This is a genomic window from Acinetobacter sp. V2, from assembly GCF_001188385.1.
GTDB classification, from domain to species: domain Bacteria; phylum Pseudomonadota; class Gammaproteobacteria; order Pseudomonadales; family Moraxellaceae; genus Acinetobacter; species Acinetobacter oleivorans.
In genome coordinates this window covers 12,285-23,682 of sequence record NZ_JZFB01000007.1, presented here as the reverse complement: position 1 = coordinate 23,682, position 11,398 = coordinate 12,285, and the positions used below count along the sequence as shown (strand labels likewise).

The window sequence follows — 11,398 nt, the reverse complement described above, 5'->3', positions numbered from 1 at the left end:
ATAGAATAAAATAATACGTACAGGAATCGCGTTAATTGCTTTCGGTAAATTCTTCTCTGGATCTTTGGTTTCAGCAGCCGTTGTACCAACCAGTTCAACCCCGACAAAAGCAAACACGGCAATCTGGAATCCTGCCAAGAAGCCTTCTGTACCTTTCGGGAATAAACCACCATGTGACCAAACATTGCTAATGCTTGCAACAGCGCCTTGCGGAGCTTGGAAATGACTGAAAATCATATAGCCACCCACTCCGATCAGGCCAATAATTGCCAAAATCTTAATGAGTGCAAACCAAAATTCAATTTCACCAAATAGGCGTACAGTCAGTAGGTTAAGGCCCATGACAAACATCACACAACCTGCGCTAATCATGGCTTGTTGCGTTGGTGAAAAGCTCGTGCCATCGGGCAGCCAGAAGCTCAAATAGTTAATGACCGCTGAGAGGTCCGCAATACCAACCAGTACCCAGCCTAACCAATAAGTCCAGCCCAAATAATAACCGGCCCAAGGACCAATTAAGTCATGAGCCATATCAACAAAAGATTTGTAATGCAGATTTGCAAGGAGTAACTCGCCCATTGCACGCATTAAGAAAAAGAACATTCCTCCAATAATCATATAGATTAAAAGAATTGAAGGACCTGCGAGGGAGATGGTTTTGCCCGAACCCATAAATAGGCCGGTTCCAATTGCACCGCCAATTGCAATCAGTTGTAAATGACGGTTAGACAGTTTTCGTTGCAGATGATCAGGAGAATTTTCCGTATCTGAATGACGAGCCGTTGTCATATTAAAATTCCTTTTTGAATTCCTTTGTTAAGATCAGCAACCTATGGCGAAAATCGAACCGTATGCCATAGGTCACTGAATCTGTTCACCAAAAATGACTGGTTAAACCGTATCTATCTTCCTTCTGTTAGATACATCATCATTTTTGGAGTAAAAACGAATTACTTTTGTGCTGCCGTCACGGCAATTTCAATTAACCAATCTGGATTGACCAAATCGGCCTGAATTGTGGCACGCGATGGAGCAACACACCCTTTTAACCAGTCAACCCAAATTGCGTTTACTGTTGAAAAGTCAGAAAGATTTTTCAAATAGAGCTGTGCAGAGAGCAAGCGAGATTTGTCGGTATTGGCTAATGCCAAAAGTTCATCAATCGTTGCAAGAATTTCACGAGTTTGGCCTGCCACGTCTTGCTCGGTGTTTTTAGGTACCTGACCTGACAGATAAACCACTTTGTTAAAAACAGTCACGGCGCTCATGACTTCGTTAGTGTTAATCTTTTGTATATCTGAATTAGACATTCGGATTTCCTTATACCTGATTAATAAATTGAACACGGGCGGTGACAGCACACATCAGTTCATAGCCCACCGTACCGGATGAAACTGCGACATCATCAATAGGTAAAACGACGCCTGTACTTGATTGGCCCCAAAGCACGACTTCACTGCCGACTTTGGCACTTTCAATCCCTGTTAAATCGACTGCCAACATATCCATGCTGACGCGGCCAATTGTACGAGTGAGGACAGAGTCCACTAAAACAGGCGTACCTGTTGGTGAAATACGTTGATAACCATCGGCATAGCCACAAGCGACAATCCCAATTGTTATGGGTTGCTCTGCGACAAAGTTTGAGCCATAACCTACGCTTTCATTCGGTTCTAAATGCTGAACAGAAATAATTTCGCTGCGTAAACTCATGGTCGGTTGTAAGCCCCAGTCCGCAATACTATGCGTCGGGTAGTCTGGCGAGCTGCCATAGAGCATAATGCCGCTACGTGCATAATCTGATTTGAGCTGGTCTTGATAGCGCAGAATTGCCGCGCTATTACTTACCGACCTTTCACCCGGTAAATCTTTAATAATTTCTTCAAATGCAGTGATTTGATAATCAATACCCTGCTGGCCGAAACGATCACCATCTGCATCAGAAAAATGCATCATGTGCGTAATCTTGGACACATTTGCCAAGCTATTTAAACGTTCCCAAGCTTGAACATAGTGTTGTGGTTTAAAACCAAGACGGTTCATACCACTGTTCATTTTTAGGCAAACATCAAATTGGGCTGGATAAGGATGCTTTTCTACCCACTCAATTTGCGCTTCACTATGAATGGTGAAACTGAGTTGATACTGCACACAATCAAATAAGTCTTGAGGAGAAAAAATCCCTTCGAGCAATAAAATTGGACCTGTCCAACCTAAAGCACGAAGGCGTTTTGCTTCATCAAGATCAAGTAAGGCAAAGCCATCTGCGGCTTTAAATGCTTCATAAACACGTTCAATTCCGTGTCCATAAGCATTGGCTTTTACAACGGCAAAGACCTTACTATTTGGCATAGCCTTGCGTACCACCGCCAAGTTATTTTGTAAGGCTTGACGGTGGATCACTGCGGTAATAGGACGAGGCATGATTACTTTCCTAACGTCCGTTATGCAGCATGCGCGTGTGAATAACGCTGAATTGAAAGGCCATCTGTACTGATTTCAGTCTTATGATTCAATACGATGTCACTGATTAATTTTCCTGAACCACATGCCATGGTCCAACCTAAAGTACCGTGACCTGTATTCAAGAACAGATTTTTAAAGCGAGTCGCTCCAATAATTGGAGTACTGTCTGGTGTCATTGGACGTAGACCCGTCCAGAAAGACGCCTGTGCCATATCGCCGCCCGGGAACAAGTCCTGAGTAACCATTTGCAAGGTTGCACGGCGGTCTTCGTTCAGACCTAAATTGAAACCACTTAACTCAGCCATACCACCTACGCGAATACGTTGGTCGAAACGCGTAATCGCAATTTTGTAGGTTTCATCAAGCACTGTAGATTGCGGAGCAAAAGCAGGGTCAACAATTGGAATCGTCAACGAATAACCTTTCACAGGATATACAGGCAACTGTAGATCAAGTGGTTTCAAGAAATCACGTGAATAGCTACCAAACGCTAAAACATAACGATCTGCGGTTAAGACCTTACCATTGACCTGAACGCCCTTAATTTCATCGCCTTCAACAATCAATTTTTCTACGTTCTGGTTGAACTGGAAGTTAACACCCAACTCTTTAGCAATTTGAGCTAAAGCATTGGTAAATAAATAACAGTCACCTGTCTCGTCATTTGGTAAATGTAAACCACCAACGAGTTTATCTTGCGCATTTGCCAAAGCTGGTTCTACACGACCAAGTTCGTTGCCATTTAATAATTCGTAGCTTACGCCGCACTCTTGTAGCACGCTAATGTCGCGTTGAACCGCTTCCATTTGTGCTTCTTTACGGAATAACTGCAACGTACCTTTAGCACGGTTTTCGTAATTAATACCTGTATCTTTTCTAAGTTCACGTAAGCAATCACGGCTGTATTCAGCCACACGCATCATACGCTCTTTGTTCACAGCATAACTTTGTGGATTACAGTTTTTTAGCATTTGCGCCATCCACTGTAACTGCCACATGCTGCCATCTAAATTAATCGCAAGCGGTGCGTGGTGTTGGAACATCCACTTCACAGCTTTAAATGGGATTCCTGGTGCTGCCCAAGGGGTCGAATACCCTGGCGAAATTTGACCTGCATTACCAAAGCTTGTTTCTTCAGCAGGACCTGACTGACGGTCAAGAACAGTGACCTCAGCTCCTTGTTGAGCTAGATAATAGGCACTTGCCACTCCGATAACGCCGCTACCTAATACAATTACGCGCATTTCCATTCCCTCACGCACACCAGTTTATTTAACTAGTATATTTCTGCTTCAATAGTTTATTTCACTGTTTTTCAGGGTATAATCTAGGTAAATTTATGTTTTTCTCGCGAGAATTTTAAAAAAAGAGGAAATATCTATGCGCCCCTTAGATCGTATAGATCGCATGATTCTGGACATTTTGCAGCGCGAAGGACGAATTGCGATTAGTGAATTGGCATCGAGAGTCAACCTCTCTACCACTCCCTGTTCAGAGCGTGTAAAACGTCTCGAACGCGATGGCATTATCATGGGTTATTACGCCCGTCTAAACCCAGCTTACGTAGACCGTAACCTTCTCGTCTTTTTAGAAATTAAGTTATCTGCCAAATCTGGCGATGTATTTGACCAAGTGGCCAGAGACCTCGTTGAGATTCCTGAAGTGCTTGAATGTCACCTCATTTCAGGTGAATTTGACTACCTTGTAAAAGCACGTTTAAAAGAAATGAGCGCATACCGCCGCTTATTAGGCGATCTATTAAAGAAACTCCCCGCATCGGCATCGTCACACAGTTATGTGGTCATGGAAGAAGTGAAAGAAACTCTGTATTTAGATGTAAGCAAGTAAAGCGAGTTCTCTCTAAACTCGCTTTACCCACATTCTGGAAATTAGAAATATTTTAAAATCGAAATATGTTTATTTTGATGTTTGAATTTCGAGAACCACTTAACCGCTGGGTAGAGTGCAAAAGACAGCAAAATTGTGATTAACCACAGCATCCATACATGGCTGACCGACAAATAATTCCCGTAGTTGGCTCCCCACACGTTTAGCGCAAACACATAGATCAGTTTCAGCACATATAAATGCAATAAATAAAAGAACATAGGCACCGAGCCAAATACCACTAATGGTTTTAAAAACGAGTGCTGCTGCATACGTTCAAAAGCAACCAGCACAAGCAAACCAATTCCAACATTCAGCAAAATAAACAGTAAAGATGGCGGATACTTGGTGAGGTTAAAAAAGCTCATAAGGCTCAGTTCTAATGACTCAAAATACTGCCACGGTTGGTCACCATAGATATTGATAAAACGCAGTAAAACAAATAACCCGATACTTGCTAAACCAAGGCTGAATAAAGTGCGGCTTCTTTGCTTTGCTGTATATTTTGAACTAAAGAACTGACCTAAAACGTAGCCTAATAAAATCACTCCAATCCACGGTAAAACAGGGTAACTTGTACGAAGCTTGATACCCGCAAATTCAATCCAACCACGTTCATGTAAAACGAACCATATATTCTGTAGGATGCCTTGTGAGAAGTGCACAGAATCTAATAAGTTGTGCCCAAAAATAATGACCAACGCTACACCAGCAAGAACTGGCAAAGGCAAACTTACACAGCACGCTAGCACCACCATGCTAATACCTATCGCCCAAATCACCTGTAAATAAATGACTTCGGGTGGAAAAGTTGCTGTCCATGCAAAATTCACAAGGGTAAGCTCTAACACAATTAAAAATAAGCCACGTTTTAATAGAAAGGCACGCGTTTGTTGTAAGTCCTGTTTTTTTGATTGAAATAAAAATGCAGAAATACCCGTTAAAAGTACAAAAACCGGAGCGCAAATATGTGCCAATAATCGACTGCCAAATAATGCTGGTTCTGTTACTGTTACGTCCATTGGATCGGTAACCTGTTTATGTAAATAGAAAGTTTCTCTTACATGGTCGAGCAACATAATGATGATCACCAAACCACGCAATGCATCAATCGACTGTAAACGTTCAATATTCTTTTCTAAAGACATAGCAGTAATCAACAAAATAATGTAACGTTATATTATTACATTAAACTTCTTTTGTCTTTCATGGCTGATTATTTATGCAACACAAATTAGGATTGTTGTCTTCGTTGGGTCTATCATTTATATCGACATTCACTTGGGCAGAAGAAACGTCAACGGTACTTGAAACCATACGTATTCAGGCTGAAAGTACCCAAGAAGGTGTGAGTCAAAATAGCTCGGCGACTAAATTTTCTCACGATGTTTTAGATGTCCCTTTTAATCGTGCTTATGTTTCAAAACAAATGATAGAACAACAAGACGTTCAACGGATTGATGACGCATTAAGCTTGGTGAGCGGGGTTTTTCATCAAAATAGTTTTGGTGGCGGCTTTTGGGATAATTACTCTTTCCGTGGTTTTAGTACCGATCCCAATTTAGGTGCCTCTATGATTCGTAATGGCTTGAGTGTCAACCGAGGGATTAGTGCGCCAAAAGATGTTGTGAATATTGAATCTTTAGAGTTTTTAAAAGGGCCGATGGCAGCTTTATATGGACGCGGCGAAACAGGAGGTTTGCTGAACCTCAATAGTAAAAAACCACAGTGGGAAAGAGAAAGTGAAGTTAACCTACGTGCCAATACTCAAGAACAATATCGAATTAGTCTAGAGCATACCGCGCCTATTAACGATGAACTGGCTTATCGTTTAGCAGTGGCTCACGAAGATAATCAAAGCTTCCGTGATCATGTCAGTAGTGAACGCTGGTTCTTTTCACCACAGCTCACATGGAAAATTTCAGACCAGACACAACTCGACTTTGACAGTGAATTTACGGAGCATAAAGGAACCTTTGACCGTGGTGTAAGTACAGTCAATCATGAGTTTGTGATGGACCCGAAAACCTTTACAGGTGAACCTGACGACGGCGATTTAAAAATAAAAGATTACTTTTACCAATTACGTCTGAGTCACGAATTTAATCCTGACTGGAAGCTGAATAGTGCAGTCAGCTATAAAGACGCCAAAATGGTCGGCTTTGCGACCGAACCTCGGCGTATGCAAGCAGATGGACGTACTTTAGAACGTCAACGTCGCTATCGTGATTATACAAGTGAAGATGTTCTGGCTCAGACAGAGTTACTTGGCAAGATTGATACTTCATGGGCTCGCCATGAAATTTTACTTTCAACTGAACTTGGTCAACTCGACTATAAGCAAAACCAGCTTCGTCGCAATCACAGCACAAGCTCAACAAACACAATTGATATCTACCAACCTGAATACGGCAAATATTTACCGAACTTAGCTCCGTTTACCAACACCAAAGAACAGCAGCGTTACTTTGCGCTTAATTTACAAGACCAGATTTTTTTCAATGATCAGTGGAGTGTGCTATTCGGCAACCGTTTTGATCAGGTCGAACAAGACTTTAAAAATCATCTGACTCAGACTGAAAGCAACCAGACGCTTCACCAGAATAGTCCGCGTTTCGGAGTAAACTTTAAAGCTTCTGACCAATGGGCTTTTTACACCAACTATGGTCGCTCATTTGCCATGAATAGTGGTATGAACCGAAATGGGCAGACTTTTGCCCCTGAAAAAGGCGAAAGCTATGAAGTCGGCACAAAATATAAAATGAATGACCAAAGTGTGCTTAGTCTCGCTTTGTTTAAAATGAAAAAGCAGAATGTACTGACGACAGATCCAATCGACAGTAACTTTCAAACCGCAGCAGGTGAAGTGAGCAGTAAAGGAATTGAGTTTGACTTAAATAGTCAAATCACTGACCGCTGGTTCGTCAATACCAACTATAGCTATACCGATGCTCAAATTGAAAAAGACCAAGACTTGGTAAAAGGCGCTCGTCTAAGCAATGTTCCAAAACACCAAGGCGCTGTAAGTACCAATTATGAGTTTCTACAAGAAGGTCCGAGAAAAGCAGGCGTAGGTGCCAATCTTACCTATGTGGGCGAGCGTAGCGGACATAATCTGGATAATGGGTTTAATTTACCAAGCTATACGCTGGTCAATTTAAATGGCTACTATGCCCCATCTGACCGCTTACGCTATCAGCTGAACGTAAACAACCTGTTTGATAAAACCTACTATGTCTCAAGCTATAGCGATTTATGGGTTCAACCGGGGGAACCACTCAACGCTTCAATTTCGGCACAGTGGAAGTTTTAATTCATACATAAATAAAAAGCCCGAATTATTTCGGGCTTTTTATTAGAACATACCATTCTCATTGACGAGTGGGTCGGGCTGTACTTGTCCAATATCCCAAAACTCAGCAATTTTTCCATTTTCAAAACGACAAATATGGACCACAGCCAAGGTGGTTAACCCATTCATTTGCATTTCAAGTTTTGAATGCACAGCCACCAAATCGCCCTCTTCAATGACATGTTGAACATCAAAGACTTTGTTTGGAGTTTCAGCCGCGCTTTCACGCATTCCTTCCCTCAAAGAAGTTGCATCACCCGCATAATAAGGGTTGTGATGCTTGAAGTTCGGTGCGGTGTAATTGCTATAGGCTTCATCGACTTCGCCAGCTGCGGCAAGCTCTAAAAACCGTACTGCAATTTGTTTTTGAGATAAGTTCATGATTATCTCCTACTCTTTATTTTAGACCTTACTGCAACAGGTCATCTTCGTCGTCGCCTTCCTCGAAGACATAGGCCATACAGCCCCATCCATCATATTCGCCTTGAAATTTTTCAGCGATGCTAGCAAACCATTGTTCCAAATCAACAATATCTGAATACTCAGGTTCCATGTTGACAAAGATGGTAATCACCCACTCGTTTGGCTCAACAGAGTCATCTTGGAAAAGTGAAACTTTTTGTTCTTGGTAAAGCAAATACAGCGCACATTGCTCTGCATTTTTTTGATCTTGAAAAGCAATAGAAAATTCAATTTCATGCAGCTCAGTTAAATCATCCCCATCTTCAGCCATTTGCCAAAGTACATTGCCGTTATCGTCATCTGGAAATTGTTCGTAGTCACGAGTCATAAAGTGATCCTTGTTGTTGTCGCAGTATTAATATTATTCGACATCAAGAATACCCGACTTTTATTGCAATTTGGGTATATATTCCGTTCCCAATTGCACCAAATTGAATTTTTAATTGTATATAAATTTTAAAAAGGCACTTGTGATTCAATGACTACATCTGTGCCTTGCAATGGATGCTGAAAAGCCAAATATGCAGCATGTAAAGCCATTCGATTTAAATGAAAATGTTTCGGTTCAGGGTGATACAACTTGTCGCCCATAATCGGATGACCAATATGCATCATGTGCACACGTAGCTGATGTGAACGTCCTGTTACTGGTTCAAGTAATACTCGACTTTGATCGATTTTTTCATCATAAACCAAGGGCTGAAACAAGGTTTTAGCGTGTTTACCTAATTCAAAATGTACAATTTGTCTTGGGCGATTTTCCCAGTCGGTAATGAGCGGAACTTCAACACTACCCTCTTCTGCGACTTGACCTTGCACCAAAGCAATATAATGTTTTTTGACTGTTCTGGCCTGAAACATTTTACTTACCGCAACTTCTGCATCACGATGTTTGGCAAACATAAGTAAGCCCGATGTTGCCATATCTAAACGATGCGTCACTTTAGCCAAAGGGAACTTTTCCAGCACCCTTAAATAAGCACTGTCATGATGCTCAGGTAAACGACCCATCACCGACAACAAACCCGCAGGTTTATCAACCACAATTAAATCGTCATCTTCAAATAAAACTGAGAGTGGATCTTGTGGCGGAGCATAAACAAAGTTGTCGTTTAAAGGCATGGTCGTAGAAATAGCAAGGGAGCATGGCGGCAGATCATAAAGAAATTTCAGGCCTACCGCAAAGCAATCTATAAGCTCTCATCATGTTCCACGTGAAACTCAGAAAATCTTTATCGTTTTTTATTCATTTCTGCTAAAAGATCGAGCTGAATTTCTTGAATGTGTGCAAGCCTTTCCCATTGATGCGATAAAAGATGGTCCATTTTTTCATGCAAATGACGAATCTCAAGCTCAGCTTTTAAATTAATTTGATAATCATGTTGAGAACGTAAACGGTCTTTGGCTTCTTGACGGTTTTGACTCATCATAATAATCGGTGCCTGAATTGCAGCTAAGCATGACAGAACTAAATTAAGCAAAATAAAAGGATACGGATCGACTGGACGTACTACCATCACAACTGTGTTTAAAATAATCCAGCCTATTAAAAATAAAGCAAAACAAATTAAAAATGCCCAACTTCCCCCAAAAGTGGCTATTTTATCTGCCAGTTTTTCTCCAAGCGTCCATTTTTGATCAAAATCTGTTTCTGTATTTCGGCTAATCAGCTCATGGCGTTGCATACTGCCAATCACTTCATTTTCTAAATTAGATAATTCGCCTTTCTCCGAGCGTAATAGCGACTGAACATATTTAATTCGATAATCTGCCAGATCTGCTCGACAAATAAAGCTTGAGTAAGTCCAGTCTGGATGATCTTTTATAATTTCATCACTGATGACATTCCGAATGACTTCACCAGACACAAGATCTTTTAAGGGAAAACTCTTTCCACAAACGGCGCATTGGCGACAATGGTTTTTATTTTCCATATTATTCAGCTCGTTATTATGATAATAAGATTAGTATATAAACGATTTTTGCTGATCGCATCGTAAATAAAAATAGTACTCTAACCTAATATCTGTAAAGTCGCTGGCACTATTTTTCGATGAGCAGGAATTACAGGTACCATGTAGAGTCTTCCAAGCAGATTTTTAATATGTACCACTGTAGTCACTGTAAGCACTTGGGTATCTTCATTTTTATAAATAGATAAAGTCACATTCAAATGTTTATCATCATCTCCGATCACTAACTCATTTTCGGTGCGCTGTAGCAAAGTAAAAATTCCAATTCGGTCGCCTGCAACATATTCATTTTCTTTTTTATTCGAATCAATCTGCTTAAAACTTCCTAAATCTTTAAGGCCAATCTTGGAAGTAATTTTATTACGCACATTCATGCTCCACTCTATCCACTGCGGGGTGTGATGGAACAGTTTGATGAGCTGCCCAAATACATTCAGGTCGGGCTGACCCAGCACAATACTCCACGAGTCGTGGAAGTAAGCATTGTTCAATTGAGATGAGATTTGACTATCGGTAGGTAAAGCAGAAAGATAAGGCTTATTCATGAATTATATTCTTGTAAAGTATCATTTTTATTATAGAGAATTTTTTAGGGTGTCAAGGGAAACCGTATATGGTTTACTTCAACAATTATAACTTTGTAAGTTAGAACCTTATGCCTATAAACTTTTGATCTATAGCGTCCTAAGCCGAATCGAGACCTTTTGGGTGAGTACACACTAACGTTATACGTTTTGGTGCATGCTACTCTTTTCGATCCCTATCACACCCTTGAGATATAGTTTAGCCAGCACCCTGTGGGATTGTTTTTCTAAGAACAGCTAATTTTAAATATTTTTGGTAATTTTTACGCAAAAATTTAAATTAAAAAGAATATATTCCCATTTCATAATAATTAGTTAATTTTAAATTCCACTTTATTTATGTTTTTCGGTTTATTTTACCAAATCATTAATTATTTTGAGTGACAATACATCAAACTATAAAAAGTAAATCACCCTTCACTTTTTAACCATGAAGGGCAAAAAAATTTTTATGAAGAAATAAAACCATGTTTACGGGCATGGTAAACAGTACATAGCGCGATCAGGGCAAAAGCCAGCATAAACCATGGAAAATAGGCTGCGCCAAAACTTTCAAGCAATCCACCACCAACCATTCCACCAAAAGCTATAGCAAGGTTAAATACCGTGACCAACATAGACTGCGCCACATCTGCTTCGTAACCCGCAGTATTTGCCAGAGCTGTTTGTAATAG

Annotated in this window: 12 protein-coding genes and 1 pseudogene; 2 read left to right on the top strand and 11 right to left on the bottom strand. The window is 40.6% G+C overall.

Annotated features, from left to right (window positions below; all coding sequences use genetic code 11):
• From UC75_RS16620 to UC75_RS16605, 4 genes are all read right to left on the bottom strand, one after another.
• Window positions 1-789 (bottom strand): amino acid permease (locus UC75_RS16620; protein ID WP_128825336.1); only part of this gene is annotated, 789 nt, incomplete at its 3' end.
• A 161-nt stretch (window positions 790-950) separates the two neighbouring features.
• On the bottom strand, window positions 951-1,310 hold the full coding sequence (locus tag UC75_RS16615) for a RidA family protein (protein ID WP_000071347.1): 360 nt from the start codon (window positions 1,308-1,310) through the stop codon (window positions 951-953).
• Window positions 1,311-1,320: 10 nt separating this feature from the next.
• Window positions 1,321-2,424, bottom strand: a complete 1,104-nt coding sequence (gene alr, locus UC75_RS16610; protein WP_049838221.1) for an alanine racemase — start codon at window positions 2,422-2,424, stop codon at window positions 1,321-1,323.
• Window positions 2,425-2,444: 20 nt separating this feature from the next.
• On the bottom strand, window positions 2,445-3,710 hold the full coding sequence (locus tag UC75_RS16605) for a D-amino acid dehydrogenase (protein WP_004795376.1): 1,266 nt from the start codon (window positions 3,708-3,710) through the stop codon (window positions 2,445-2,447).
• 136 nt (window positions 3,711-3,846) lie between these two features.
• Here UC75_RS16605 and UC75_RS16600 point away from each other — a divergent pair, with 136 nt between their 5' ends.
• Window positions 3,847-4,314, top strand: a complete 468-nt coding sequence (locus UC75_RS16600; protein WP_001247568.1) for an Lrp/AsnC ligand binding domain-containing protein — start codon at window positions 3,847-3,849, stop codon at window positions 4,312-4,314.
• 41 nt (window positions 4,315-4,355) lie between these two features.
• Here UC75_RS16600 and UC75_RS16595 read toward each other — a convergent pair whose 3' ends face one another.
• Complete coding sequence (locus tag UC75_RS16595) at window positions 4,356-5,501, bottom strand: DUF1624 domain-containing protein (protein WP_049838220.1); 1,146 nt, start codon at window positions 5,499-5,501, stop codon at window positions 4,356-4,358.
• Window positions 5,502-5,575: 74 nt separating this feature from the next.
• On the opposite strand from UC75_RS16595, the gene UC75_RS16590 reads away from it, so the two are divergent.
• Complete coding sequence (locus UC75_RS16590) at window positions 5,576-7,666, top strand: TonB-dependent receptor (RefSeq protein ID WP_049838219.1); 2,091 nt, start codon at window positions 5,576-5,578, stop codon at window positions 7,664-7,666.
• A 42-nt stretch (window positions 7,667-7,708) separates the two neighbouring features.
• Here UC75_RS16590 and UC75_RS16585 read toward each other — a convergent pair whose 3' ends face one another.
• The 6 genes and pseudogenes from UC75_RS16585 to UC75_RS22155 all read right to left on the bottom strand — a co-directional run.
• Window positions 7,709-8,086, bottom strand: coding sequence for a nuclear transport factor 2 family protein (locus UC75_RS16585; protein WP_049838218.1), 378 nt, complete (start codon window positions 8,084-8,086; stop codon window positions 7,709-7,711).
• A gap of 28 nt (window positions 8,087-8,114) precedes the next feature.
• On the bottom strand, window positions 8,115-8,495 hold the full coding sequence (locus tag UC75_RS16580) for a ribonuclease E inhibitor RraB (protein ID WP_004795383.1): 381 nt from the start codon (window positions 8,493-8,495) through the stop codon (window positions 8,115-8,117).
• Window positions 8,496-8,623: 128 nt separating this feature from the next.
• Window positions 8,624-9,289 (bottom strand): RluA family pseudouridine synthase, encoded by a 666-nt coding sequence (locus tag UC75_RS16575; RefSeq protein WP_049838217.1) that lies wholly within the window; start codon window positions 9,287-9,289, stop codon window positions 8,624-8,626.
• A gap of 110 nt (window positions 9,290-9,399) precedes the next feature.
• Window positions 9,400-10,101 carry a DUF1003 domain-containing protein gene (locus UC75_RS16570; RefSeq protein ID WP_049838216.1) on the bottom strand — a complete coding sequence of 234 codons (702 nt, stop codon included), beginning with the start codon at window positions 10,099-10,101 and terminating at the stop codon, window positions 9,400-9,402.
• Between the two features lie 80 nt (window positions 10,102-10,181).
• Window positions 10,182-10,685, bottom strand: coding sequence for a DUF2867 domain-containing protein (locus tag UC75_RS16565; RefSeq protein ID WP_049838215.1), 504 nt, complete (start codon window positions 10,683-10,685; stop codon window positions 10,182-10,184).
• Between the two features lie 488 nt (window positions 10,686-11,173).
• Window positions 11,174-11,398: pseudogene (locus UC75_RS22155) on the bottom strand (MFS transporter); the annotation flags it as partial.

Excerpts from the sequence above, each read along its gene's own strand:
- UC75_RS16615 (WP_000071347.1), bottom strand. The coding sequence starts at position 1,310 with ATGTCTAATTCAGATATACAAAAGATTAACACTAACGAAGTCATGAGC.
- alr (WP_049838221.1), bottom strand. The coding sequence starts at position 2,424 with ATGCCTCGTCCTATTACCGCAGTGATCCACCGTCAAGCCTTACAAAAT.
- UC75_RS16605 (WP_004795376.1), bottom strand. The coding sequence starts at position 3,710 with ATGCGCGTAATTGTATTAGGTAGCGGCGTTATCGGAGTGGCAAGTGCC.
- UC75_RS16600 (WP_001247568.1), top strand. The coding sequence starts at position 3,847 with ATGCGCCCCTTAGATCGTATAGATCGCATGATTCTGGACATTTTGCAG.
- UC75_RS16595 (WP_049838220.1), bottom strand. The coding sequence starts at position 5,501 with ATGTCTTTAGAAAAGAATATTGAACGTTTACAGTCGATTGATGCATTG.
- UC75_RS16590 (WP_049838219.1), top strand. The coding sequence starts at position 5,576 with ATGCAACACAAATTAGGATTGTTGTCTTCGTTGGGTCTATCATTTATA.
- UC75_RS16585 (WP_049838218.1), bottom strand. The coding sequence starts at position 8,086 with ATGAACTTATCTCAAAAACAAATTGCAGTACGGTTTTTAGAGCTTGCC.
- UC75_RS16580 (WP_004795383.1), bottom strand. The coding sequence starts at position 8,495 with ATGACTCGTGACTACGAACAATTTCCAGATGACGATAACGGCAATGTA.
- UC75_RS16575 (WP_049838217.1), bottom strand. The coding sequence starts at position 9,289 with ATGCCTTTAAACGACAACTTTGTTTATGCTCCGCCACAAGATCCACTC.
- UC75_RS16570 (WP_049838216.1), bottom strand. The coding sequence starts at position 10,101 with ATGGAAAATAAAAACCATTGTCGCCAATGCGCCGTTTGTGGAAAGAGT.
- UC75_RS16565 (WP_049838215.1), bottom strand. The coding sequence starts at position 10,685 with ATGAATAAGCCTTATCTTTCTGCTTTACCTACCGATAGTCAAATCTCA.